Origin of the sequence: Corynebacterium tuberculostearicum (genome assembly GCF_046097465.1) — a bacterium.
GTDB lineage: Bacteria > Actinomycetota > Actinomycetes > Mycobacteriales > Mycobacteriaceae > Corynebacterium > Corynebacterium tuberculostearicum_I.
Genome location: NZ_CP175799.1, coordinates 1,461,088 through 1,487,015, shown reverse-complemented (window position 1 = coordinate 1,487,015; position 25,928 = coordinate 1,461,088). Strand labels below are relative to the sequence as shown.

Below are 25,928 nucleotides of genomic sequence, written 5' to 3'. Positions count from 1 at the left end.
ATGTCCGATCGGACAGAGGCGGACGCAACCACTAAAGCGTGGAAGTGATATATCTCACGGTCACACTGTAAACCAAACACAAACCCACGGGTTCGGGCCTATCCAGCGGGTTTATATGTGGGAAATAAAAAGGATCGGAAAGAGTGTACGCGCTTTTGGAAAGTCTGTCATCTACTAGTTCTTAAGGCTGCTGGGAGCCTGCGCTGACAAAAAACGCTCGGTAGTATCGGCACTGTAAGGGAAAACGCTCGGGCGCTTCTCAAACACTGACTTCATTGAAGGACCCGCGCACATACCCGTACACACATTTACTCGACTCTTTGAGGAGAAATACAGTGACTATCCGCGTAGGTATCAATGGCTTTGGCCGCATCGGCCGTAACTTTTTCCGTGCAGTCGCTCAGGGTGACAACGACCTCGAAGTTGTTGCAGTAAACGACCTGACCGACAACGGCACGCTGGCTAACCTGCTGAAGTACGACTCCGTACTGGGCCGCTTCGATGGCGAAATTACTCACGACGATGAGTCCATTACCGTTAACGGCCACCGCATCGTGGTAACCGCAGAAAAGGACCCGAAGCAGCTCAAGTGGGGCGAGTACAACGTAGACCTCGTCATCGAGTCCACAGGCCGCTTCACCAACGGCAACGACGCCAAGGCTCACCTCGAAGCTGGCGCCAAGAAGGTCATTATCTCCGCTCCGGGTAAGGAAGTAGACGCAACCTTCGTCTACGGCGTCAACTCTGACACCTACGATCCGGCAAACCACAACGTTATCTCCGCGGCATCCTGCACCACCAACTGCTTGGCACCGATGGCGAAGGTTCTCAATGACAAGTTCGGCATTGAAAAGGGCCTGATGACCACCGTTCACGCTTACACCGGCGACCAGCGCATTCAGGACGCTCCGCACAAGGATCCGCGCCGCGCCCGCGCCGCTGCAGTAAACATGGTTCCTACCTCCACTGGCGCTGCTAAGGCCGTCTCCCTGGTTCTGCCTGAGCTGGACGGCAAGCTGGATGGCTACGCAATGCGCGTCCCGGTTATCACCGGCTCCGCTACCGACCTCACCTTCACCGCTTCCCGCGACGTCACTGCTGAGGAAATCAACGCTGCCCTGAAGGAAGCTGCTGAGGGCGAGCTCAAGGACACCCTCGCATACACCGAGGATCCGCTGGTTTCCACCGACATTGTTACCTCCCCGCACGGCTGCATTTTCGACTCCGGCATGACCAAGGTTTCCAACGGCAACCTGGTCAAGGTTCTGGGCTGGTACGACAACGAGTGGGGCTACACTTCCCAGCTCGTTCGCCTGACCAACCTGGTGGCAGACAAGCTCTAAACTAGAGCTCTAGCAATGAGGATCCGGCCCCGATGCAAGTCTCAACGGCACTGCGTCGCGGCCGGTATTCTTATATCTATAGCCTTTTAACCCGTCCGAATTAATTAAGGAGTAAATAATGGCTTTCCAGACTCTTGACGATCTCCTCAAGGAGGGCGTCGAATCCCGCCACGTCCTCGTCCGCTCTGACTTCAATGTTCCACTCGATGAAGAGGGAAACATTACCGATCCCGGACGTATTAACGCTTCTCTTCCGACCATCAAGGCACTGGTAGAAGGTGGCGCAAAGGTCATTCTTTCCGCTCACCTGGGTCGTCCAAAGGGTGAGATAAACCCTAAGTTCTCTTTGGCTCCAGTAGCTGAAGCGCTGTCTGAAGCGCTTGACCAGTACGTTGCCCTAGCCGGCGATGTCACCGGAGAAGACGCGCATGAACGCGCAAATGGTCTCAACGATGGTGACGTGATGTTGGTAGAAAACGTCCGCTTCGACCCTCGTGAGACCTCCAAGGATGAGGCCGAGCGCGGCCAGTTCGCAGACGAGCTCGTTGCCCTGGCAGCCGATAACGGCGCTTTCGTCTCTGATGGCTTTGGCGTTGTCCACCGTGCACAGGCATCTGTGTGCGACGTCGCTAAGCGCCTGCCGGCTTACGCAGGCAAGCTGGTAGAAAAGGAACTGTCGGTTCTGTCCACCGTAGCTAAGGAGCCGGAGCACCCGTACGTGGTTGTCCTCGGCGGAGCCAAGGTTTCGGACAAGCTCGGCGTGATTGAAGCACTGGCCGGCAAGGCAGACAAGGTCATCATTGGTGGCGGCATGTGCTACACCCTGCTGGCTGCCAAGGGCTACAACGTGCAAGAGTCCCTGCTGCAAGAAGATCAGATCGAAAACTGCAAGGACCTGCTCGAGCGCTTTGGCGACAAGCTGGTGCTTCCGGTTGATCTCATTGCTGCAAGCAAGTTCGCAGCGGATGCAGAGAACCAGGTGGTCGAGCTCGATAGCATCCCTGAGGGCTGGATGTCCCTGGATATTGGACCTAAGTCCGTGGAAACATTTGCAGAGGTTCTGGCTTCTTCCAAGACCGTCTTCTGGAACGGCCCGATGGGCGTATTCGAAATGGAAGCTTTCTCCAAGGGCACTGCTGGTGTAGCGCAGGCTATTATCGACGCCACCGCAAACAACGGTTCCTTCTCCGTTGTCGGTGGCGGCGACTCGGCTGCCTCCGTGCGCATGCTGGGCTTGGACGAGGACGGCTTCAGCCACATCTCCACCGGTGGCGGCGCCTCCCTCGAGTACCTCGAGGGCAAGGAGCTTCCGGGCGTATCTGTCCTGGAATCCTAAAACTGCCTGATCAATTTGCCATAAAGAGAGGAAAAATTCATGGCACGCACCCCACTTATTGCAGGTAACTGGAAAATGAACCTCGACCACGTCGAGGCCATCGGCTCCGTTCAAAAGTTCGCCTTCTCCCTGCCAAAGGACTACTACGAGAAGGTCGACGTGGCCTACATGGTCCCGTTTACTGATATCCGCACTGTCCAAACGTTGGTAGAAGGCGACAAGCTACAGGTCACCTACGGTGCGCAGGACATCTCTAAGCACGAGTCCGGCGCATTCACTGGTGAAGTATCTGGCAAGATGCTGGCCAAGCTCGGCTGCAGCTGGGTGGTCGTGGGCCACTCGGAGCGCCGTCAGTACCACGGCGAGACCGATAAGCTTGTTGCAGAAAAGGCAGCCGCAGCATTGGACAATGGCATCAGCCCCATCGTGTGCGTGGGCGAGCCGCTGGCTGTGCGCGAGGCCGGTACACACGTGGACTACGTGGTTAACCAGACCCGCAATTCTTTGGCTGGCCTGAGCGCAGACCAGCTTGCCAAGACCGTCATCGCCTACGAGCCAGTTTGGGCGATTGGAACCGGCAAAGTTGCCTCTGCAGACGATGCCCAGGAAGTCTGCGCCGCCATCCGTGAGCTCGTAAAGGAGCTCGCAGGCGAGGAGGTTGCTGCAGGTATCCGTATTCTCTACGGCGGTTCCGTCAAGGTTGATTCCGTTGCAGAGATCGTCAGCAAGCCTGACGTCGACGGCGGCCTTATCGGTGGCGCTTCCTTGGTCGGCGAGGAGTTTGCCAAGTTGGCTGCCAACGCAGCTAATGCCCTGAGCTAACAGGAGTTATCACCTATCACAGGTTCGCGCAAAGGCGCGGGTTGGAATGGTTCCAGCCCGCGCCATCGTGTACAGTGGGCCGATGTGATTGCTTTGCTGTACGCGAAGTCTAAAAGTACGATTCCGCGCTAGCGGGTGGCGAGAGTTACCCACAGGGCGCACGTTAGAAATAAGGATTATCCTCATGGTCTTGGCACTGGAAATCATCTTGGTCATCGCAGCTATTTTGATGTCCATCTTCGTGCTGCTGCACAAGGGCAAAGGTGGCGGCCTGTCCAGCCTCTTCGGCGGCGGCGTGCAGTCTAACCTTTCCGGCTCGACCGTCGTGGAAAAGAACCTGGACCGTTACACCGTGGTCATGGTAATTATCTGGCTTGCGTGCATCGTAGGCCTCAACCTCATCCAGGCATTCGCTTAAGCTACCAGCTGGAATAGCGAAAGCGCCGGTATCGGCTTCCAACTTCCTGGTTCCCTGTGGGAACTGGGGTGGGGAAGCGGTACCGGCGCTTTTTGCGTGGCGCCGAGCCACAAGTTCAGCTCGGCTGCGCGTTAGGCAGCCGTGCCTAGAGCTCGGAGGCAGCGTCATCGGCAAGGAAGAGGATGGTCTCTTCCTTCCCGTGCACGCCTGCAGCCGGCCATTCTTCGGGCTCAGCGCCTTCAACGACATGCTTGGCAGCTTCCGCCTTGGCCTCGCCTGCAACAAGAAGCCAAATACGAGCAGACTTGTTTACCGCGGGAAGAGTAAGGGTAATGCGCTCGCTCGGCGGCTTGGGAGAGTCATGGACGGGAACAGCTAGCTCTTCTTGTTCCCGAACCGCCTCAGAATGGGGGAACAAGGAATTGATATGGCCCTCTTCGCCCATGCCCAGCAGATGCAGGTCGAATCCGTTCGGGGCGAATTCCTTTAGCTCTGGCTCATACGCACTCGCTGCGGCTTCCATGGACACCGCGCCCAGATCAAAGCCGTGAATATTCTGGTCCGGAATATCTACGTGATTGAGCAGGGCACTGCGTGCTTGACCTTCATTAGAATCTGCGTCAGAGACGGGCACATTACGCTCGTCGCCGAAAAAGACGTGAACGCGCGACCAATCGATGCGCTGGGCTGGAAAATTCTCGCCTTGCTGCTGTGCCGCGAAATCCAAACGAGCCAGCTCGTGAAGAACGCCAATTCCAGCGCCACCGCCGGTTAGGACAACTCGCGCGACCCCATCGTGGTGGAGCCCGCCACCGGCGGCCTGGATACGCGCTACGGTATCCACGAATTTCAGCGCGGCCTGGGAGATAAGGTCATCCACATCGCTTACGCGGTGAAGAGTTACCATGAGGTATCGCTATCCTTTGCAAAGAATCAGAGTTAAGCCGTTTTACTGCTTACTGTAGTCTACTTGCGCGAGTGCACGGAGTGCTTGCGCATAAGTCTTATCGGCATCTAGATGGCGCAATTCTTCAGAGAGAACCTCAGCTTGGGAGCGCTTGCTAAGGCTCACCAGGGAATCCGGGGAACCTGGAACGCATACACGCACCGTGCGCTCGTCGATGACATCAACGTCGACGTGGCTCGTTTCCCGATTAAACCGCAAGTGGGTCACCGGGAAGTGCGGCTCCTGAGAGTCGGTCACGGTGCGGTGGACGGGGACTGCAAGGCGATCGAGGAGCCATCCGGCCGCGAAGTCTGGGGCTGGGTGGCCCGCAGGTCCCGCCACTTCGACGGACTGCACGGGCTCGTGAGGATGGCGGTCCAATGCGGAGGCCACGACGCCGCGCCACAAAGTGATGGCGGCCCAGGACATATCGGAATCGCCCGGCGTGTAGCCGGCGGATAATGTGCGCAGATCTTCGCCAGTGACGCGTCCGTCATGGGCAACGTTGGTAATGCGGCGTTGAGCCAGCTTGCCCACCGAGCTGGAAGCTGGGTCGGGCGGGCACAAGGTAGGCCACCAAGCGACCAAGGGGGTATCGGGAAGCAGCAGTGGGGTAACGACCGCCTCGTCTTGGTTTGCCAAAGCGCCGTGCAACTTCATGATGACCATCTCAGAAGCACCCGCTTCACCGCCCACGCGCAGCTGCGCGTCCAGGTGGGTATCTGCCTGCGGGTCACCCGTCACGACGACCAGAACGCGCGACGGGTGCTCGTGGGAGGCATCACGCACGGAGGCCAGGATGTTTTCCAGATCATCGTCCTCGCGGGCAGCCACGATTAGGGTGAGTACTCGGCCGGTAGTAAGGGTGTAATGCTCCTGGGCCTCTACTAGCTTTTTGGAGATTTCACGCGTAGTGGTGTTGGGCAATGGAATAATCATTGTCTGCGTCCCTCCTATGGGCGGCGCCAGGAGTGGCCCCGGCGGCGCAACATTCTATCGGCGGATTCAGGGCCCCATGTGCCGGCGCGGTATTCCTCCGGCTGACCAGCTTCGGCCCAGTAATCGATGATGGGATCCAAAATCGACCAGGAAAGTTCCACCTCTTCGTTGGTGGGGAAGAGCGAGGATTCATCGAGGAGGGCATCCAAAATCAAGCGCTCGTATGCTTCCGGAGATTCCTCGGTAAAGGCCTCGGCATAAGCAAAGTCCATATTGACGTCGCGAACCTCCATGGTGGAGCCGGGAACCTTGGAACCAAAGCGCATGGTGACACCTTCATCCGGCTGTACGCGGATGACGACGGCGTTTCGGCCCAGCGCATCGGTCTGGCCGTCAACGAATGGTTGATTTGGCGCAGCCTTGAATACCAGCGCAATCTCGGTCACGCGGCGGCCCAAGCGCTTGCCCGTGCGCAGGTAGAAGGGTACTCCTCCCCAGCGGCGGGAGTTTACTTCCAAGGTGCAGGCTGCATAGGTCTCCGTCGTGGACTCCGGATCGAAGCCTTCTTCTTCGCGCAGGCCCTTGACAAACTCGGAGCCTTGCCAGCCGGCGGAGTACTGGCCGCGAGCAGTCGTCTTATTGAGTGGGTGCACGGCGTGGGTAGCGCGTAACACCTTGACCTTTTCTGCCTGCAGGGCCTCGGGCTCAAAGGAGGACGGTTCTTCCATCGCAACCAGAGCCAAAAGCTGCAGCAGGTGGTTCTGGATGACGTCGCGAGCCGCACCGATGCCGTCATAGTATCCGGCACGGCCGCCCAAGCCAATATCTTCGGCCATGGTGATTTGGACGTGATCGATGTAGTGGGCGTTCCACATGGGCTCAAAAATTTGATTGGCAAAGCGCAAAGCCATGATGTTTTGCACCGTTTCCTTGCCCAAGTAATGGTCGATGCGGAAGACCGCGGACTCGGGGAAGACGGCGTTGACAATCTCATTGAGCTTGCGGGCAGACTCTTGATCGTGGCCGAAAGGCTTCTCAATGATTACTCGGCGCCACGAGTCCTCGACGGAGTTGGCCATGCCCACCCGCTCCAGCTGGTGGCAGATATTGGAGAAGAACTCCGGTGGAACCGAAAGGTAGTATGCCCAGTTGCTGCCGGTGCCGCGCTCGCGATCTAGCTCGCCCAAACGCGCCGAGAGGCGATCGAATCCAGCATCGTCGAAAGAGCCTTGGACAAATTCGATGCCCTGGGATAAATGCTGCCAGACATCTTCATTGAACTCGGTACGTGAGCCAGCGATGACGGCTGAGCGAACGTAGTCACAGAATGCGACCTTGTCCCAGTCACGGCGACCATAACCCACAAGGGTAAAGCCAGCGGGGAGGAGACCACGGCTCGCTAGGTCGTAGATGGCGGGCAGTAGCTTTTTATATGCTAGGTCACCGGTAACGCCGAAGATGACCATGCCCGCGGGTCCTGCGATTCGCGGCAATCGCTTGTCGCTGGCATTGCGCAAGGGGTTGACCCAAGCGGCTGAGTCGGTCACGAAGAATCCTTCCTGAGTTTATGGGCTTTAAGCTCGCTAATATTCTAGCGGCAGAATGCCCCGCCGAATTCTCGGCGGGGCACAAGTCACACGGCTAGTTTACGCGAGTCGCTCCTCAATGGAGGCAAGCAGTTCCTCCCACGCGGAGACAAACTTATCTACGCCCTCGCGCTCCAGCACTGCAAAGACATCATCGAAATCAATGCCGACCTCTTCTAGCTGGGCAAAGACGCCTTCTGCGGCCTCGCGGCTATCAGACAGGGCATCGCCGTGGAGGTTGCCCTCGGAGAGAACCGCATCGATGGTCTTTTCCGGCATGGTGTTGACCGTATGCGGGCCAGCCAGCTCCGATACGTACAAGGTGGCTGGGTACTCCGGATTCTTTACGCCGGTAGAAGCCCACAGTGGACGCTGGAGGTGGGCGCCTTCGGGCAAGTCGGCGTCGTCAAGCAAGGCGTCCTGGAAGAGGGCATAGGCGCGCTGCGCATTGGCGACGCCCGCCTTGCCCCGCAGTGCCAGAGCAATCTCGCTGCCAATGGCTTCCAAGCGCTTATCTACTTCGGTATCCAAACGGGAAACAAAGAAGGAAGCCACGGAGTGAATGGTAGAGACGTCCTTGCCTGCTTCGGCGGCACGCTTGAGGCCAGTACGGAAAGCCTCAATGACATCGCGGTAGCGATCCACGGAGAAAATAAGAGTGACGTTGACGCTGATTCCCTCTGCTAGGGCATCTTCGATGGCTGGGAGGGATGCGGTGGTGGCCGGAATCTTGATCATGACATTGGGACGATCAACCTTGGACCAGAGCTCACGCGCCTGTTCAAGGGTGGCGTTAGCGTCATCAGAAATGCGCGGGTCGACCTCGATGGACACGCGGCCATCTGCGCCGTTGGTAGAGGAGTAGATATCTGCAAAGAGGTCGCAGGCATTCTTGACGTCCTCAATAGCCAATGCGTACACCGCCTCATCCGCGGAAGCCTTGGCTTCCTTCAACGTGGAAAGCTCGGCGTCGTAGGCGGTGCCGTTGGTCATCGCTGCGGCGAAAATAGCCGGGTTGGTGGTAACTCCCACGATGGACTTCGTGGAAATTATCTCCTCGAGATTGCCCGATACTAGGCGCTCGCGAGAAAGGTCATCGAGCCAGGTTGAGGTTCCCAGCTGGGCAAGTTCGGAAATGTGGTTCATGATTACTCCTTATCCAGTCCTGGAGGTTTACTTCTTCGCGGCGGCGAGCGATTCCTGCGCCGCTTCAACAACCGCTGCGGTGGTGAAGCCAAAGTTCTCAAAGAGCTCGCCCGCAGGAGCGGAGGCGCCGTAGTGCTCGATGGAGATGGTCCGGCCGAAGGAACCGGTGTATTTGTGCCACGGCATAGCGATGCCGGCTTCGATGGACACGCGGGCCTGTACTTCGCTAGGCAGCACGGACTCGCGGTATGCGTCATCCTGCTCATCAAACCACTCGAGGCACGGTGCGGAGACAACGCGGGTGGCTGTTCCGGCGGCCTCCAGTTCCTTAGCAGCGGCGACGGCAAGCTGCACCTCAGAGCCGGTAGCGAGGAGGATTACGTCTGGCGTTTCCTTGGATGCTTCCACCAGAACATAAGCGCCGCGGCGCACGCCATCATGTGCCTTTTCCTTGGTGCCTTCCAGTACCGGCAGTCCCTGGCGGCTCAGTGCCAGGCCCTTTGGTGCGGCCTTGTACTCGAGCGCTGCGGCCCAAGCCTGAGCGGTTTCGTTGGCATCGGCCGGGCGAATAACGGACAGGTTCGGGATAGCGCGAAGGGCGGAAAGGGTCTCTACCGGCTGGTGGGTCGGGCCATCCTCGCCCAAGCCGATGGAGTCGTGGGTCCAGACATAGTAGGTATCGGTAGACATCAACGAGCCCAGGCGGACAGCGGGGTACTGGTACTCGGAGAAAATAAGGAAGGTGCCGCCGTAAACGCGGGTGTTGCCGTGCAGAGCAATACCGTTCATGATCGCAGACATCGCGTGCTCGCGAATGCCGAAGTGGAGGTTGCGGCCATACGGCTGAGCCGACCACATATCGGTGGTAATGGCCGCAGGTCCGAAGGAGTCCGCGCCCTTAATCACGGTGTTATTGGAGCCGGCAAGGTCAGCAGAGCCACCCCACATCTCAGGAAGGGAAGCGGCCAAGGCTTGGATGGTGGCCTCAGAAGCCTTGCGGGTGGCCAAGGACTTACCCGGTTCCCAGACCGGCAATTCAGCGTCGAAATCTTGCGGCAGTTCGCGCGCGTGCATGCGGTCAAAGAGTGCCTTGTTCTCCGGATTAGCCGCAGCCCACTTGTCGAACTTCTTCTGCCACGCGGCGTGCTTCTCGGCGCCGCGCTCGCGCAGCTTGCGGGTGTGTGCAATGACCTCCTCGTCGATGTGGAAACTGCGCTCCGGATCGAAGCCTAAGACCTCCTTGGTGGCAGCAACTTCGTCATCGCCCAGTGCAGCGCCATGAACGCCGCCGGTGTTCATCTTATTCGGGGCCGGGTAGCCGATGACGGTCTTCACGCGGATGAAGGACGGGCGCTCGGTCTCTGCCTGAGCGGCCTTAACAGCCTCCTCAATGGCTACGACGTCTTCGCCGGATTCGACCGTTTGGACATGCCAGCCGTAGGCCTCGTAGCGGGCGACCACGTTTTCGTTGAAAGCAATATTCGTATCGTCCTCAATAGAGACGCGGTTATCGTCCCAGAAGACAATCAAGTTGCCGAGCTTTTGCGTACCCGCCAGGGAAGAAGCCTCAGCGGTAACGCCCTCCTGCAGGTCACCATCGGAAGCGATGGTGTAGACGTAGTGGTCGAAGGGAGACTCGCCGGCCGGTGCCTTAGGATCGAAAAGGCCGCGCTCCTTCCGTGCCGCCATGGCCATGCCAACGGAGGAAGCAAGGCCTTGGCCAAGGGGGCCAGTGGTGATTTCCACGCCATCGGTGTGGTGCACCTCAGGGTGGCCGGGCGTGCGCGATCCCCATGTGCGCAGCTGCTTGAGGTCGTCCATCTCCAAGCCAAAGCCGCCCAGGTAGAGCTGGATGTACTGGGTGAGGGAGGAGTGACCAACCGAAAGAACAAACCGGTCGCGGCCGGCCCAGTGCACATCGGCGGGATCATGGTTAATGACGCGCTGATACAAGGTGTAGGCGAGGGGAGCGAGGGACATTGCCGTGCCTGGGTGGCCGGAACCGCACTTTTGTACAGCATCTGCGGCTAGTACTCGCACGGTGTCGACGGCGCGGGTGTCAAACTCCGACCAATCCTCCGGGTAACGGCGCTCGACCATAGTTTGGAGTTCTGGGGACAACTTATCTTTCGACACTGGAAAGCCTCGCTTACGTCTAGGCAAAAAGTACTTAACTTTATTCAGTCTAGTAATTTTTTAACCGGCGGTGCGCAATTATAGAAAGCTAGGCATAAACGGTATGCTGGCATGGCTAAGTGGAGTGCGCGTAGGCGCTAGAGCGCGCACTGAATCTAGCGGCCATAGGTCTGTAGTCTTTCGCCCCGGCGCCGAAAACTGTGAGTGAGAGAACTGGAACTTTTTCACGGGCATGTGCGACCGCTAGGGGTGACCGCGCGCAGTAAGTGCGCGGGGCACAGTTCACCAACGTTCAGATAGTGGAGGAATCCCTTGGAGACCATCAAGGCCTATTTTGCGCTAACGAAACCGAGGATCATTGAACTCCTCCTCGTGGCCGCAATCCCGGCGATGCTCCAAGCGCAACGCGGCGTGGAGGCCGTTTCAGACAATATCTGGCTTATCGTGTCGACCATTTTCGGCGGTTGGATGGGCGCTGCCGCTGCCCACACGTTTAATAACGTCGTGGACTACGAGCTGGATCAAAAAATGCAGCGCACGAGGGCCCGACCGCTGGTAAGGGCCAAGATTGCCAAGCGTAATGCAGCAATTTTTGCCTGGGTAATGCTCATCATCTCCGTGCTGTGGTTGGGCGTCCTTGCCCATTCCTGGCTGGCGGCCTTCTTCGTGGTTTTGACGAACTTCTTCTACGTCTTCGTCTACACCAAGTTTTTGAAGATGCGCAATGCCCAAAATATCGTCTGGGGCGGTTTGGCAGGCTGCATGCCGGCGATGGTCGGCTGGGCGGTTATCCGGGATAACGCTCCTGCTGGAGAGCCTGACCGCTGGTGGCAGGCAATCGTGCTCTTCCTCATCATCTTCTTCTGGACTCCGCCACACACGTGGGCGCTGGCCATGAAGTACAAGGAAGACTACCGCAAGGCCGGCGTGCCGATGCTGCCCGTAGTGGCTGATGAGAAGGAAGTCACTCGACAGATCGTGTGGTATACCGTGGGCACGGTTATCGTGACCCTACTTATCGTCCCCGCTGCCTCGTGGATCTACTTGGTCGCAGCGCTTGCCTCCGGAGCGGTATTCCTGTGGATGGCTATCCGCCTGCATAAAGGAGTCAAGAACGGCGCCAAGGTTAAGCCGATGCGCCTGTTCATTTACTCAAATAACTATCTGTCGGTGCTCTTTATCGGGTTGTCCATCGACGCAGTATTGGGCTGGGAGCCACTAGGCCGGATGCTCGGCTGGTCGGCCACGTTATTTTAACTGTGTCCAAATACCTAGGATAGGAACCAGAAAGCGCGGGAAGGCAAGGCAAATGCTTTCCTGCGCTTTTGGTGTTTGTGGGTGGGTTTAGGCTTTATCGCCAGCTTGGACGCGCAGCACGATGGAACCGGTAGTCTTGCGCTCTTGGAGATCGCGGTGGGCTGCAGCGGCATCTTCCAGTGGATAAGACGCCGTGACGTTGAAGCTCAGATCGCCGTCGATAACAGCTTGGACGACCGCCTGGGCACGCATTTGGAATTCGCCTTCCTGGGCTGTCCATGCGCCGAGGGAAGGCCGGGTGAGGAAGATAGACCCATGCTTGTTCAGTAGCTGCGGGTCGATAGGCTCAACTGGGCCAGAGGCGGCGCCGAAGAGCGCGACGGTGCCACGGGGGCGCACCGCTTCGAGTGACTCGTGGAAGGTCGCCTTGCCGACGCCGTCGTAAACCACGTCAACACCCCTATCACCGTTGTAGCGACGAACCTGCTCGGCGAGTCCGTCGCCATAGCGAAATACCTTATCCGCACCGGCCGCGTAGGAGAGTTCTTCCTTTTCGTCCGTGGAAACCACCGTATAGACGGTAGCGCCGAGCGACGATGCCATTTGGGTGAGGATCTGGCCGACACCGCCGGCGCCGGCGGTAATCAGGCAGGAAGCGCCTTCACCTAGTTGATAGACGCCATGCGCCAAATAGTGTGCAGTAATGCCTTGCAGCAACATGGAAGCAGCGACTTCTGGCTGGAAATCATCCGGGACCGCCACTAGTCCCTCGCGTGGGACGCACACCTGCTCGGCGTAGGAGCCGAAAGCCTGGTTCCAGGCCACCATCGTGCCCTCGGCAATTTCCCCCTTGGGGTCGTGGACTACGCGTCCGGTGCCTTCGAATCCGGGAATGAACGGGGTGGCCGCGTTATAGATACCCTCACGATAATAGGTATCGATGTAGTTGACGCCAGCCATGATGACGTCCACCAAAACCTCGTCGTCATTAGGGGTGGGGGCGGGTACTTCGGTATAGCGAAGTACTTCTGGTCCGCCGGTTTCTGTGACCTGAATTGCGTGCATATAGCCAGGCTAGCGCAAAAAGCCGGCCGAGTGCAGTACCTCGGCCGGCCGTGAGCGTTATGGGTTAAGCGTTCGCGCGCTCCCGTTCGAGAGAGGCTTGGCGCGCGGCGTACTTTTCATCGCCGCTGGGAGAGCCGGTGATGAGATCTGCGGTGCCGTCGGTGCGGCGTACACCGTGCGCCCACAGCAGGGCGGTATACGCGGTGACGAAGGAGGAGAGCGCAATGTGGAAAGGGACAGTCCAGCGCGGAATGCTCATGTAGAACTGGTAAACGCCTACTGCCCACTGAATGAGGATGCATACAACGAGGACCCAGCCAGCCTTCTTGGCATCTTGTGGCGCCCGGTTCTTGTAAAGCAGGAAGACGGTAACAACCGTTAGCGTCAGGTAGACGTACATGCACATGGCGTGGGTGACGGCCATGGCTTCGGTATCTACCTGCAGGCGGCCTTCCATTCCCACCCCGGAATCGCCAGAGTGAACGCCCGAACCGGTAACCATCGTGCCGGTGATGAGCACAATGCTCAGGGCAACGGTAGCGACCGCTGCAAGGAGGCGGATCGCCTGAGGGAAGCGAGCGCGCGGCGTCCCGTCATCGGGTTCCAGAATGCGGGAATAAAGCATTGCCGCCAGCCATACCAAGAGCATGGAAGGCAGGAAGTGCAGAGCCACGGACCACCAGCGAAGGTCCAGATGGACAGAAATGCCGCCAATGACCGCCTGCAGGACGATGCCGGCGACGTTGAGCCATGCGTACACCTTGAGCTCTGCGCGGCGACGCGCCATACGCATAGCAATGACAGCGGCGACTGCCGCTGCGGATACGACGAAAGTAAGCAGGCGGTTACCAAACTCGATGGCCTGGTGAAGAGCAGGCGCAGCGCCTTCCATAGGGACAAGGGAGCCTGGTTGGCATTCCGGCCAGGTGGGACAGCCCAATCCCGAGCCGGTCACGCGGACAATGGAACCAGACACGGTGATGCCACCCTGGCACAAGAGGAGGATGAGCGCGATGAGGCGCTGCTGTTGCAGTGTAGGGGCGGCTTCCTTAAAGAAGCGCTTGATCTTCGTCCAGTAATTCACGCATTGCATCCTACTAGTCGGGAGATTTTGGGCATAAAAATTCCTCTCGTTTCGAAAGGAACCGGACAAAAGTCACATTTAGCCATCGAAGCGGAACCAACGGACCGCAGCGAACGACGCCACCGCTAGCCACGCCAACAAGGATAGGAGCTCGAGGCCGGGAAAGGTGGAATTAGAGGCGTCGGTAAGCGCGCCTGCTAGGGCGACGGTCGGCACCGCGTTGAGGATGCCATTATCGCCAAGGCCCTGGGAGTAGAGGGTCCAGCCGACTACGCCGAGGAGCAGAAACCAGATGAGGTTGGCCAGCGCGAGCACTACCTCAGAACTGAGGGTGCCGCCGAGCAACAGCCCCATGGCGGTAAAAGCCGCAACGCCAAAAAATAGCGAAAGAATCATGAGCAGCACCCCGCCCAGGCTGATGCGGAGGCCCAGAATATAGGCCGCTATACCCAGGACGAGGATTTGGAATACCACCATGGTGAGTACGCCGAGGATCTTGCCGCCAATAATGGCCCAAGCCGGCACGCCGGACGCGCCAGTGCGTTTAAGGGCCCCGTAGCGCCGGTCAAAGGCAAGTGAAATGGCCTGACCGGTAAAGCCTGCGGAGGTGGCCGCTACTGCAAGTACCATGGGAAATACCTCGTGCAAGCCATGTCCGGTGAGTGACTCCAGGTGGGCCGCGCCTATGAGCAGGGCCAGCGGAATGATGACGCTGAGCAATTGCTGCTCGCCGTGGCGCAGCATGAGTTTTGCTTCCATCTTTCCTTGCGCAAGCAACATGGCGCCGGCGCTGGCCCGTTTGGGGGCGGGGGTAAAGGTTCCAGTGTTAAAGGTAGTGCTCATGTGGTGGCTTCTTTCCGCAACGCAGTTGATTGAATTCGATCTTGGCGGAGGGCGCAGCTAGCTGCGCAAATGTCGCCCGGTGAGGTCAAGGAAGACCTCCTCCAAGTTGCGGTGGGCTGCGTCTAAGCGCCGCAGCAGAACTCCTTGGCGGGCAAGTTCGGCGGTAAGCGTAGCGATGGTCTCGGGCATGCCGGCCTGGGTCAAGCGGTAATGCAGCGGACGGGATTTGGTCGCTTGAATGCCAGCCTTGGCTAAAGCCTCCACATCAACGTCGATATCGGTGCTGAAGCTAAGGCCTGCCGAGTCTGACCGCGCGGTAAGTTCCGCGGGGGTGCCGTGGGCTACCAGCTGACCATGATCCATGATGGCCACTCGGTCCGCTAGTGACTCCGCTTCATCCATGAGGTGGGTAGTAAGAACAATGGTGACGCCATCGCGCCGGAGGGCTCGAACCAGGTCCCAGACCGCCAGACGGGACTGTGCATCCATTCCAGCGGTGGGCTCATCCAGGAAAACTAGCTCGGGCCGACCGATGATTGCTAGGGCTAGGGAAAGGCGTTGCTGCTGCCCGCCGGAGAGTCTGCGATAGGGAGTCCGGGCTACTCCTTCCAGCCCGAGCGTTTCCAGTAGCCAATGCGGGGAGAGGGGATGGGCACTGTAGCTAGCGGAAAGTTCAAGCATTTCCAGAACACGGATACCGGAATAGGAACCACCACCCTGCAACATGATGCCGACCTTTTCGCGCACCTTGTCCGGTGCGGAACTCGGGTCTAGCCCGAGGACGTCGATTGTGCCGCTGGTGGGGTGGATAAACCCCTCTGACATCTCAATCGTCGTGGACTTTCCGGCGCCATTGGGACCAAGGAGGCAAAAGACCTCACCTGTGGCAACGCTAAGGCTTAGACCGTTAACGGCGGTGGTGGCGCCATATTTTTTCACCACGTTGTCCACGGTGAGGGCTGGGCGATCGGCTGAAATGGAATTCACGTGGGATTAGTTTAGGACACGGATTCCGCTGCGCCGCACTGCAACCCACCACAGGGTGGCGATGACTGCGAAAGTGCAGGCTGCCGACACATAGATGACGATGATGGTGCTGGGCGGTAACCCGAGCCCGCGCGGCAGCACAAAGAAGCTCATAGCTGCCGAATAAGCCACGACGCAGAACCGGAAGATAAGCCGGTTGGCCCATGCAGCCAAAGGCAGTACCGCCCACAGGATGTACCACGGATGGACCACGGGAAAGAAGATAACCAGCACTAAGGAGGCGGTGCCGAGTCCTCCCACAGGGTGGATGCGGCCGCGCAACGTTGCAAAGAGCATGCGGGCCATGAAAGCTACTGCCACCAGCACGCCAAAGGTGCGGGTTACGGTGAGAATAGCTTCGGTGTGGTCACCTAGACCCAGCAGCATTCCGATGAAGCCGGTGCCCACGCCTACGGCGGTGGAGGTAGAAAGCCACGAGCGGATGGAGGCCGCCCCGCCTTGTCCTGTGATCCACCCCAGGCCAATGCCGGTCAGGGCGCTAATAAGGGCGATGGTTGCAATTAAAATAACTAGCTGCAGGGCAATGGCGTAGGCTAAGGCCTTCCAGCGTGTTGCACCGTCCTTGTCTATCAGGTGGCGAGCATATGCCATCCCTACAAAGCCGAGTCCAATAAAGCCGGTAACCTTGACCATTCCGGCGCAGGACAGGAAAACTCCAGAAGCAATGAGTGCTAGGTAGGCGCTGCGCGTGGACTTTTCTAGCTTGTCGACGCCCCGCAGGCCCAGCTCCATACCCACTAGGAGCAGGCCCAACATGATGGACTCATTATGGATTCCGCCCACCAGGTGCAAGATGGTCAGTGGGTTGAGAATGCCGAGCCATAGGGCAGATTCTGGAGATACCCGGCAGCGCCGCGCGAGGCAGCTAATTGCCCACCCAGCAACCATGATGCCGGCGATGGATAAGAGCCGGTGGGCGATTACTCCCAAGAGGATGGAGTTTGAGGTAACTGCGCTCACCACTCCAGCGAGCCCGAGTGCTACGGGGCCATAAGGGGAGGGGGAGTTGGCCCAGATAAACGGTACGGATCGGGCGAGCTCATCACCCGCGCCAAGCAATTGCACCGGTCCTGCAGAATAGGGATCCATGCCTTGCATCACGATGGAACCGTTGGCCAAGTAGGAGTAGATGTCCTGGGTAAAGAGCGGGGCTGTAAATATCAGCGGGATGACCCAGCCGGCCCACGTGCGCCACAGTTGGTGGGTGGTGACGAGCCGGCGGGCGCGCTTAGGGGTGAGGGCACCTTCCTGGGGTTGGCGCAGCGGAGTGCCTACAAAAGGGGCCAGGAAAACCCAGGCGGCCACCAACAGGCCTACTCCCACCATGACTATGGCAGAAGAGGTCTGCAGCATGCGGGACATGAGGGAGCCAAAAGGCACGTTGTCATAAGGGTTTCCCACTACTGGGAGGGCACCGGCGCCCAACGCGCCGAAGGCGATAAGCAGGGATCCAACTGTGCCCACCCAGCGCAGGATAAAAAATGTCCGCCACTGTGCGGTGGTGGTGCGCTTTAGGCCATCTTCTTTGGCGGGGACAAAATCAAAACGAGAATCAGGCTCCGCGGCTCCGGTGTCCTCGGCGTGTAGTCGCGCAGACCGAGAACCAGCGGTGCCCAGCTGCGGCAGCTCGGCCTTGACGCCGGAAAGGAAGCCGCGGAATTTGCCTGTCATGGGTTAAGACCTTACGCGAATCCTCCGCCCCAACCCCAGCAGGCCCGCCCTTTTAACGCGCGCAGCACCGCCAGTTGTGGCGATGAGGGGAGTTAGCCACCCCCGTGCCACGCCGAAGAAAGGCCAATGGTGGCATTCCGGAATGAATTAAGGAACACTAGTGTTGTCTAATAAAGGAGGCGCAGTTGGACTGCGGCGCGACTCTCGGAATTACGGGAGCCGGCTGCAGGGCGGCTGTAAGTGAGCGAAGCACGAAGGGAGGTCCCGGCATGAGCACACCTCAGCGCGTAGAAACTACGCACAAGGCGGCTAAGGAATCCCGCACTACGGATGGCGATACCCGCCGGCAAGTGATGCTGTTGCTGCTGAAGGACGGGCCCGTTACCGCTTCCCACTTGGGTGAACGCCTTGGCCTTTCTGCTGCCGGAATCCGCCGGCACTTAGACAATTTGGTGGAAGAGGAATTGACGGAGGTTGTGCGCCGCCGCCCAGTTACCCGCGGTTCAGCGGGTAGCGGCTCTGGTCGCGGGCGACCAGCCAAACATTTCCGCCTCACCGATCGTGGCCGAGCGCAATTCGGCCACGCCTACGATGATTTGGCCTCTGATGCCTTGACGGCGCTTCGCGACGTCGGCGGGTCTGAGGCCGTTAAGCGCTTTGCTAAGGTCCGCTTCGAGCGACTCGTTGCAGATGTGCGCCCCCTCGTAGAAGAGGGCGAATCTGTAGAGGATGTGGCCCGTAAGCTGGCCGAGGTCTTGGACGAGCACGGGTATGCCGCCACGGTGGACCGCGCTGGTCAGGGAGTGCAAATCTGTCAGCATCATTGTCCGGTCTCCCATGTGGCGGCCGAGCACCCAGAGCTGTGTGAGGCGGAACAAGAAGTCTTTTCTGCTCTATTAGGCAAACACGTACAGCCTTTGGCCTCCATCGCCGGAGGCCACGGGATTCTGTACCACAAACATCCCCTTGACACCCGTTAATACAAATACTGAAAGGAGCGAGTCATGACCCAGGCACAATCGGCACCCGAGAACAAGATGACCGATGATGAAATCATTGATTCCATTGGTGCATATGAGTACGGCTGGCACGACTCGGACGCGGCTGGTGCTTCTGCTCGCCGCGGCTTGAATGAAGATGTAGTACGCGATATTTCCGCCAAGAAGGGCGAGCCGGAATGGATGCTTAACCAGCGTCTGAAGGCACTCAACATCTTTGATAAGAAGCCCGTTCCCACCTGGGGCGCGGATTTGTCTGGCATCGACTTCGACCAGATTAAGTACTACGTGAAGTCCACTGAGGAGCAGGCCCAGACCTGGGAAGACCTCCCGGACGACATCAAGGCCACCTACGATAAGTTGGGCATTCCAGAGGCTGAGAAGCAGCGCCTCGTTGCCGGTGTGGCAGCCCAGTACGAGTCCGAGGTTGTCTACCACCAGATCCGTGAGGACCTGGAAAGCCAGGGCGTCATCTTCGTCGATACTGATACCGCACTGCGTGACTACCCTGAGCTTTTCAAGGAGTACTTCGGCACCGTTATCCCGGCCGGTGACAATAAGTTTTCTGCGCTGAACTCCGCTGTGTGGTCCGGTGGCTCCTTTATCTACGTGCCCAAGGGCGTGCACGTAGATATTCCACTGCAGGCTTACTTCCGCATCAACACGGAAAATATGGGCCAATTCGAGCGCACCCTCATCATCGTCGACGAGGACGCTTATGTTCACTACGTCGAGGGCTGTACCGCTCCTATCTACAAGTCTGATTCCCTGCACTCCGCAGTAGTGGAGATCATCGTGAAGAAGGGCGGCCGCTGCCGCTATACCACCATTCAGAACTGGTCCAGCAACGTCTACAACTTGGTGACCAAGCGCACCAAGGTAGAAGAAGGCGGTACCATGGAATGGGTCGACGGCAACATTGGCTCCAAGGTCACCATGAAGTACCCGGCCGTATGGATGACCGGTCCTTACGCCAAGGGTGAGGTTCTTTCCGTTGCTTTTGCTGGTGAGAACCAGTTCCAGGACACGGGCGCCAAGATGACTCACATGGCCCCGCACACTTCTTCCAATATTGTGTCCAAGTCGGTTGCCCGTGCCGGCGGCCGCGCCGCGTACCGCGGCTTGGTGCAGGTTAATCAGAACGCGCACCATTCCACCTCTAACGTCGAGTGCGACGCGTTGCTGGTGGACAATATCTCGCGTTCGGATACATACCCGTATAACGACATCCGCAATGACCACGTCACGCTGGGCCATGAGGCAACCGTTTCCCAGGTTTCTGAGGAGCAGCTGTTCTACCTGATGTCCCGCGGTATTGCGGAAGAAGAAGCAATGGCGATGATCGTGCGTGGCTTCGTTGAGCCGATTGCTAAGGAGCTGCCGATGGAGTACGCCCTCGAGCTCAACCGCCTCATCGAACTGCAAATGGAAGGATCGGTCGGCTAAAGAAAATGGTCGCTTCGAACGAATTCAATCCGGATAAGATCACCAAGGGTGACGTCTTTACCTCCACCAACGTGGAGGACTTCCCGGTGCCGCACGGCCGCGATGAGGTGTGGCGCTTTGTCTCCCTGCGCAAGCTCCGTGGACTCCACAATGGCGAGTTCGCTGAGGCAGTGGCACAGGACGTCACCGTGAGCGAACATCCAGGCGTAAGCTCCGAGACCGTCGCTCGCGATGACGAGCGCTTGGGCCGCGTTGGTACCCCGTCTGACCGCGTCGCGGCACAGGCGTGGACTTCTATGCCTGAGGGCCAGGTTGTCACCATTGACGCTGAGGCTCAGGTGGAAGAGCCCGTGGTCATTACCTACACCGGCAAGGGCGAGGGCGTAACTTCCTTTGGCGCTACCTCCATCGAGGTAGGCCACCACGCGGAAGCCACCGTCATCCTGAAGTACGTCGGCTCTGGCACCCACGCAGATAACGTCGAGTTCATCGTGGGCGATGGCGCTCACCTGACCGTCGTCGTTGACGTTGATTGGGAAGACGATGCCGTACACCTGTCTAACCACGTGGCACAGCTCGGCCGAGATTCTGTGCTGCGCCACAACTCCGCCATCTTTGGCGGCGAGGTGGTACGCATCGTGCCTCGCGTGAACTTCACCGAGCAGGGCGGCGACGCAGAGCTGCTGGGCGTCTACTTCGCTGATGAAGGCCAGTACTTTGAAAACCGCATGTTGGTGGATCACTCCGTCCCTAATTGCCGCTCCCACGTCCTTTATAAGGGCGCGCTGCAGGGCACCAAGGACAATGAGGCCCGCACCTGCTGGGTAGGCGATGTCCTTATCCGTTCCAATGCACAGGGCACCGATACCTACGAGACCAACAACAACCTGATCCTGACTGAGGGCGCTCGCGCGGACGCAATCCCTAACCTGGAGATTGAGACCGGTGAAATTACCGGTGCAGGCCACGCGGCCACCGTTGGTCGCTTCGATGACATCGAGTTGTTCTACCTGATGTCTCGCGGCATTCCAGAGGCTGAAGCACGCCGCCTCATCATCCGTGGCTTCTTCAATGAGGTCATCCACCGTATTCCGGTGCAGTCCCTGTCCGAGGAATTGGAAAACCGCATTTCCGAAGAACTGGAAAAGATCTCCGCCTAAAGCTTTCATAGAAGGAAACCCACACACATTATGTCTACTCTGGAAATTAAGAACCTCCACGCCCAGGTGCTGCCGACGGAAGAAGGCGGCGAGCCGAAGGAAATCCTTAAGGGCGTTAACCTGACCATCAACTCCGGCGAGATCCACGCCATCATGGGTCCGAACGGTTCCGGCAAGTCCACCCTGTCCTACACCATCGCCGGCCACCCAAAGTATGAGGTCACCGAGGGCGAGGTCCTACTCGACGGCGAAAATCTGCTGGAGATGCCCGTCGATGAGCGCGCTCGCGCCGGCCTCTTCCTGGCGATGCAGTACCCAACTGAGGTACCGGGCGTAAAGGTCTCCCAGTTCATGCGCTCCGCAGTCACCTCCATTCGCGGCGAGGCACCGAAGCTGCGTGAATGGAACAAGGAGCTTACCCAGGCCCGCGAGAACCTGAAGATTGATAAGTCCTTCATCTCCCGCTCCGTAAACGAAGGCTTCTCCGGCGGTGAGAAGAAGCGCCACGAGGTTATGCAGCTGGATATCCTGAAGCCGAAGTTCGCAGTCATGGACGAGACCGACTCCGGCCTGGACGTTGACGCTCTGCGCATCGTGTCTGAGGGCATCAATAGCTACCAGAAGGAAACCAATGGTGGCATCTTGATGATTACCCACTACAAGCGCATCCTGAACTATGTGAAGCCGGACTTCGTCCACGTCTTCGCTGACGGCCACGTCATCAAGACCGGTGGCGCTGAATTGGCGGACCAGCTCGAGTCTGACGGCTACGACCAGTTCCTCAAGTAAGGACCGACCCTCGGCCGGTCAACCGCGACTATCCAAAGAAGATTCATGTCTGGATTTGATGTAAACGCAATTAGGGAACAGTTCCCGATTCTCCAGCGCACGGTGCGTGGTGATAAGCCACTGGTGTATCTGGATTCGGGTGCTACCTCCCAGCGCCCGCTGCCGGTATGGAAGGCGGAAGAGGAGTTTGTGCTGCACACGAACGCCCCCGTTCACCGCGGTTCCTATCAGCTGGCGGAAGAGGCCGATGATGCCTACGAGTCGGCGCGCCAAGCTATCGCCGCATTTGTGGGCGCGGACCGCGACGAAATCGCCTTTACCAAAAACGCCACTGAGGCCCTGAACGAAGTTGCCTATGTGCTTGGCGACGAGCGCGCGGGGGACCTCTACGTGGGCGAGGGCGATACCGTTGTTATCACCGAATTGGAGCACCACGCCAACTTGGTGCCGTGGCAGGAGCTGTGTGCTCGCACCGGCGCTACGTTGAAGTGGTATTCCATGACCGAAGACGGACGCATCGATCTCGATTCGCTCGAGCTTGATGACTCCGTCAAGGTAGTTGCGTTTACTCACCAATCCAATGTCACGGGTGCTGTGGCAGACGTGGATGAGCTGGTGCGCCGCGCCCGCGCGGTCGACGCCATGGTCGTCCTCGATGCCTGCCAGTCGGTGCCACACATGGCGGTTGATTTCCACGCTTTGGACGTGGATTTTGCGGCCTTTTCCGGCCATAAGATGTGCGGCCCCAGCGGCGTGGGTGTGCTCTACGGCAAGGATGAGCTGCTCAAGAAGCTGCCACCTTTCCTGACCGGTGGCTCCATGATTGAGATCGTCAAGATGGAAGAAACCACCTTTGCCGAGCCGCCGACGCGCTTTGAGGCGGGCACGCAGATGACCAGCCAGGTGGTTGGCCTTGGCGCAGCAGTGAAGTTCTTGGAAGAAGTGGGCATGGACAATATCCACGCGCACGAAAAGAAGCTCACCGAGCGCGCATTGCGCCAGCTCAAGGAAATCCCTGGTCTGCGCATCATCGGTCCAGACACTACCGAAAATCGCGGTGGCGCCATTTCCTTCACTGTGGAAGGCGTTCACCCGCACGACTTGGGCCAGGTCCTCGATGACCACGGTGTGTCCATTCGCGTTGGCCACCACTGTGCGTGGCCACTGCACCGTGCCTGCGGCGCACAGTCCACCGCCCGCGCTAGCTTCTACCTTTATAACACCGAGGAAGAAGTAGATAAGCTGGTGGACGCAATCAAGGCTGCCCGCGAATTCTTTGGAGTTGCCTCATGAACCTAGATTCCATGTACCAGGACGTCATCCTGGATCACTATAAGAACCCCCAACACGCCGGCTTGAGGGAGCCGTATCAGGCAGAGGTTCACCACGTGAACCCGTCCTGCGGCGATGAGCTGACCCTGCGCGTGCGCCTTTCCGATGACGGCAAGACCGTCGAGGACGTCTCCTATGACGCGGAAGGTTGCTCCATTTCGCAGGCTTCTACCTCGGTTATGGCTGAAGAGATCGTTGGACTGCCGCTCGCGGAAGCCAATGAGAAGCTGGCCGAGTTTGAAAAGATGATTACCTCTCGCGGCCAAGAAGAGGGCGATGAAGACCTCATCGGTGACGGCGTTGCCTTCGCCGGCGTGTCCCAGTACCCAGCGCGCGTCAAGTGTGCGCTCCTCGGATGGAAGGCCTTCCAGGCTGCTTCCGCCGATGCACTAACTGAAGTGGAGAACTAGATGACCGAACCCGTAGATCCTTATCAGAACGAGAACTCTTCATTCTCCGGCAGCGGCGAGCGCCCGGAGCAGACCGAAGAGCAGATCTCTAAGGCCTTTGACGTCACCGAATTCATGCGCGATGTCATCGACCCCGAGCTCGGCATTAACGTCGTCGACCTGGGCCTTGTCTATGACCTCTGGTTTGAAGAGGACAATGGCAAGGAAATCGTCATGATCAATATGACGCTGACCTCGCCGGCCTGCCCGCTGACCGATGTCATTGCGGAGCAGGTCGAAGACATCGTCAAGGCCAATAAGCTGGCCGATGCCGTCCGCATCAACTGGGTATGGATGCCGCCATGGGGACCGCAAATGATTACTGAGGAGGGCCGCGAGCAGCTTCAGGCCCTCGGTTTCGCGGTTTAAAATCGCGTATTAATCACACGCCCCCAGCAGCGCATTTCTCGGATTCGGGAAGTGGCTGTTGGGGGCGTTAGTGCGTCTTAGCGTTGGCCGCGTCAATTGCTAGACTATTTCTTCGTGATTGTAACCAATGATTTCGAAGTCAGGGTAGGAGCGCGCACGCTTCTCGACGCCCCCGGGCAGCACCTCCGCGTGCAGCCCGGCGACCGCATTGGCCTCATCGGCCGCAACGGCGCGGGCAAGACGACGACCATGCGCATTTTGGCAGGGGAGACGGAGCCTTATGGTGGTTCTGTGACTCGCTCGGGCCCCATTGGTTATCTGCCCCAGGATTCCCGCGAGGGAAATATCGAGCAAACAGCGCGCGAGCGCGTTCTCTCCGCACGCGGCCTGGATGATCTTAAGCGCCGCATGGCGAAGCAACAAGAGCTCATGGAATCGGCCACGGACGATAAGTTCCGGGATAAGGCTATCCGTAAGTATTCCCGCTTGGAGGAGCAGTTCGAGTCGCTCGGCGGCTATGAAGCCGATTCCGAGTGTGCGCAGATTTGCGATAATTTGGGCCTGCCACAGCGTGTCCTAGACCAGAAGCTCAAGACCCTCTCAGGCGGCCAGCGTCGCCGCGTGGAGCTGGCACAGATCCTCTTTGCAGCTACTGAAGGCTCCGGCAAATCCCAGACCACGCTGCTCTTGGATGAGCCGACTAACCACTTGGATGCCGACTCTATTACGTGGCTGCGCCAATTCCTGTCCAAGCATGAGGGCGGGCTCATTATGATTTCCCACGACGTCGAACTGCTGGAGGCCGTGTGCAACAAGGTGTGGTTCCTTGACGCGGTCCGCGGCGAGGCCGACGTCTACAACATGGGCTATAAGAAGTACCTCGATGCCCGTGCTACCGATGAAGCGCGGCGTCGCCGAGAGCGTGCCAATGCGGAAAAGAAGGCGTCTGCACTGCAAAAGCAGGCTGCCAAGCTCGGTGCCAAGGCAACCAAGGCCGCCGCGGCAAAGCAGATGCTCCACCGTGCTGAACGCATGATGAGCGAGCTCGACGAGGTCCGCGTGGCCGATAAGGTGGCCAATATTAAGTTCCCCGAGCCGGCGCCGTGCGGCAAGACGCCCATGAATGCCAAGGGTCTGACCAAGATGTACGGCTCGCTGGAGGTTTTCGTGGGCGTAGACCTCGCTATCGACAAAGGCTCTAGGGTGGTTGTTCTCGGCTACAACGGTGCAGGTAAGACCACCCTGTTGAAATTGCTTGCCGGCGTGGAACGCACCGATGGTGAAGGTGGCATCGTCAGCGGCCACGGCCTGCGCATCGGCTACTTCGCGCAGGAGCATGACACCATCGACCCGGATAAGTCCGTGTGGCAAAACACTATCGATGCCTGCCCAGACGCGGATCAGCAGGAGTTGCGCAGCCTGCTTGGCGCCTTCATGTTCTCCGGTGAGAAGCTGGAGCAGCCTGCGGGTACCCTCTCCGGCGGTGAGAAGACGCGCCTTGCGCTAGCCGCCTTGGTCTCCAGCCGCGCGAACGTCCTGTTGCTAGACGAGCCGACCAATAACCTGGATCCGATTTCGCGCGAGCAGGTGCTTGATGCACTGAAAACGTATACGGGCGCTGTGGTGCTGGTGACGCACGATCCGGGTGCGGTTAAGGCACTGGATCCGGAACGCGTGATCATCATGCCCGATGGTGATGAGGACCTGTGGTCCGATGACTATATGGAGATCGTGGAGCTAGCTTAG

General features: G+C 58.7%; 22 protein-coding genes and 1 pseudogene. 13 read left to right on the top strand and 10 right to left on the bottom strand.

Annotated elements, in window-relative coordinates; genetic code table 11:
• The first annotated feature begins 335 nt into the window (after positions 1-335).
• From gap to secG, 4 genes are all read left to right on the top strand, one after another.
• A complete protein-coding gene (gap, locus tag ACKFRX_RS07060; RefSeq protein WP_250408520.1) occupies positions 336-1,343 on the top strand; it encodes a type I glyceraldehyde-3-phosphate dehydrogenase in 1,008 nt (335 codons plus the stop codon).
• A 118-nt stretch (positions 1,344-1,461) separates the two neighbouring features.
• A complete protein-coding gene (locus tag ACKFRX_RS07055; RefSeq protein ID WP_408927580.1) occupies positions 1,462-2,679 on the top strand; it encodes a phosphoglycerate kinase in 1,218 nt (405 codons plus the stop codon).
• A 39-nt stretch (positions 2,680-2,718) separates the two neighbouring features.
• Complete coding sequence (tpiA, locus tag ACKFRX_RS07050) at positions 2,719-3,501, top strand: triose-phosphate isomerase (RefSeq protein WP_204608978.1); 783 nt, start codon at positions 2,719-2,721, stop codon at positions 3,499-3,501.
• A gap of 184 nt (positions 3,502-3,685) precedes the next feature.
• Complete coding sequence (secG, locus tag ACKFRX_RS07045) at positions 3,686-3,919, top strand: preprotein translocase subunit SecG (protein WP_005324856.1); 234 nt, start codon at positions 3,686-3,688, stop codon at positions 3,917-3,919.
• A 145-nt stretch (positions 3,920-4,064) separates the two neighbouring features.
• On the opposite strand, the gene pgl is transcribed toward secG, so the two are convergent.
• The 5 genes from pgl to tkt all read right to left on the bottom strand — a co-directional run bounded on the left by pgl (position 4,065) and on the right by tkt (position 10,636).
• Positions 4,065-4,826: a 6-phosphogluconolactonase gene (pgl, locus tag ACKFRX_RS07040; RefSeq protein ID WP_408927579.1), complete on the bottom strand. Its 762-nt coding sequence runs from the start codon at positions 4,824-4,826 to the stop codon at positions 4,065-4,067.
• Between the two features lie 42 nt (positions 4,827-4,868).
• On the bottom strand, positions 4,869-5,804 hold the full coding sequence (locus ACKFRX_RS07035) for a glucose-6-phosphate dehydrogenase assembly protein OpcA (RefSeq protein WP_179386532.1): 936 nt from the start codon (positions 5,802-5,804) through the stop codon (positions 4,869-4,871).
• Between the two features lie 14 nt (positions 5,805-5,818).
• Entirely contained in the window at positions 5,819-7,351 is a 1,533-nt protein-coding gene (gene zwf, locus ACKFRX_RS07030) for a glucose-6-phosphate dehydrogenase (RefSeq protein ID WP_005328410.1), read from the bottom strand.
• A gap of 99 nt (positions 7,352-7,450) precedes the next feature.
• Positions 7,451-8,536 carry a transaldolase gene (tal, locus tag ACKFRX_RS07025; RefSeq protein WP_408927578.1) on the bottom strand — a complete coding sequence of 362 codons (1,086 nt, stop codon included), beginning with the start codon at positions 8,534-8,536 and terminating at the stop codon, positions 7,451-7,453.
• 27 nt (positions 8,537-8,563) lie between these two features.
• Complete coding sequence (tkt, locus tag ACKFRX_RS07020; protein ID WP_408928273.1) at positions 8,564-10,636, bottom strand: transketolase; 2,073 nt, start codon at positions 10,634-10,636, stop codon at positions 8,564-8,566.
• Between the two features lie 348 nt (positions 10,637-10,984).
• Between tkt and ACKFRX_RS07015 the strand changes: the two genes are divergently transcribed.
• Positions 10,985-11,929 (top strand): heme o synthase, encoded by a 945-nt coding sequence (locus ACKFRX_RS07015; RefSeq protein WP_316980696.1) that lies wholly within the window; start codon positions 10,985-10,987, stop codon positions 11,927-11,929.
• 87 nt (positions 11,930-12,016) lie between these two features.
• On the opposite strand, the gene ACKFRX_RS07010 is transcribed toward ACKFRX_RS07015, so the two are convergent.
• The 5 genes from ACKFRX_RS07010 to mptB form a co-directional block, all read right to left on the bottom strand.
• Positions 12,017-12,994, bottom strand: a complete 978-nt coding sequence (locus ACKFRX_RS07010) for a quinone oxidoreductase (protein WP_005328406.1) — start codon at positions 12,992-12,994, stop codon at positions 12,017-12,019.
• A 64-nt stretch (positions 12,995-13,058) separates the two neighbouring features.
• Positions 13,059-14,087, bottom strand: a complete 1,029-nt coding sequence (locus ACKFRX_RS07005) for a heme A synthase (RefSeq protein WP_034668402.1) — start codon at positions 14,085-14,087, stop codon at positions 13,059-13,061.
• A gap of 69 nt (positions 14,088-14,156) precedes the next feature.
• Positions 14,157-14,921: an ABC transporter permease gene (locus ACKFRX_RS07000; RefSeq protein WP_200435645.1), complete on the bottom strand. Its 765-nt coding sequence runs from the start codon at positions 14,919-14,921 to the stop codon at positions 14,157-14,159.
• Between the two features lie 57 nt (positions 14,922-14,978).
• Complete coding sequence (locus ACKFRX_RS06995; RefSeq protein WP_408922186.1) at positions 14,979-15,908, bottom strand: ABC transporter ATP-binding protein; 930 nt, start codon at positions 15,906-15,908, stop codon at positions 14,979-14,981.
• Positions 15,909-15,914: 6 nt separating this feature from the next.
• A complete protein-coding gene (gene mptB / locus ACKFRX_RS06990; protein ID WP_408922187.1) occupies positions 15,915-17,639 on the bottom strand; it encodes a polyprenol phosphomannose-dependent alpha 1,6 mannosyltransferase MptB in 1,725 nt (574 codons plus the stop codon).
• A gap of 269 nt (positions 17,640-17,908) precedes the next feature.
• Here mptB and ACKFRX_RS06985 point away from each other — a divergent pair.
• The 8 genes and pseudogenes from ACKFRX_RS06985 to ACKFRX_RS06950 all read left to right on the top strand — a co-directional run bounded on the left by ACKFRX_RS06985 (position 17,909) and on the right by ACKFRX_RS06950 (position 25,928).
• Positions 17,909-18,647: pseudogene (locus ACKFRX_RS06985) on the top strand (helix-turn-helix transcriptional regulator).
• Entirely contained in the window at positions 18,644-20,083 is a 1,440-nt protein-coding gene (sufB, locus tag ACKFRX_RS06980; RefSeq protein ID WP_005324837.1) for a Fe-S cluster assembly protein SufB, read from the top strand. The pseudogene ACKFRX_RS06985 and the gene sufB overlap by 4 nt, the downstream one beginning before the upstream one ends.
• A gap of 5 nt (positions 20,084-20,088) precedes the next feature.
• Entirely contained in the window at positions 20,089-21,243 is a 1,155-nt protein-coding gene (sufD, locus tag ACKFRX_RS06975) for a Fe-S cluster assembly protein SufD (RefSeq protein WP_005328395.1), read from the top strand.
• A 30-nt stretch (positions 21,244-21,273) separates the two neighbouring features.
• Complete coding sequence (sufC, locus tag ACKFRX_RS06970) at positions 21,274-22,032, top strand: Fe-S cluster assembly ATPase SufC (protein ID WP_005324834.1); 759 nt, start codon at positions 21,274-21,276, stop codon at positions 22,030-22,032.
• Positions 22,033-22,077: 45 nt separating this feature from the next.
• Positions 22,078-23,325 (top strand): cysteine desulfurase, encoded by a 1,248-nt coding sequence (locus tag ACKFRX_RS06965; protein WP_250412714.1) that lies wholly within the window; start codon positions 22,078-22,080, stop codon positions 23,323-23,325.
• Entirely contained in the window at positions 23,322-23,774 is a 453-nt protein-coding gene (gene sufU, locus ACKFRX_RS06960; protein ID WP_005324831.1) for a Fe-S cluster assembly sulfur transfer protein SufU, read from the top strand. The genes ACKFRX_RS06965 and sufU overlap by 4 nt, the downstream gene beginning before the upstream one ends.
• Positions 23,775-24,182 (top strand): metal-sulfur cluster assembly factor, encoded by a 408-nt coding sequence (locus tag ACKFRX_RS06955; RefSeq protein ID WP_005324830.1) that lies wholly within the window; start codon positions 23,775-23,777, stop codon positions 24,180-24,182.
• Between the two features lie 114 nt (positions 24,183-24,296).
• Entirely contained in the window at positions 24,297-25,928 is a 1,632-nt protein-coding gene (locus ACKFRX_RS06950; RefSeq protein WP_005328391.1) for an ABC-F family ATP-binding cassette domain-containing protein, read from the top strand.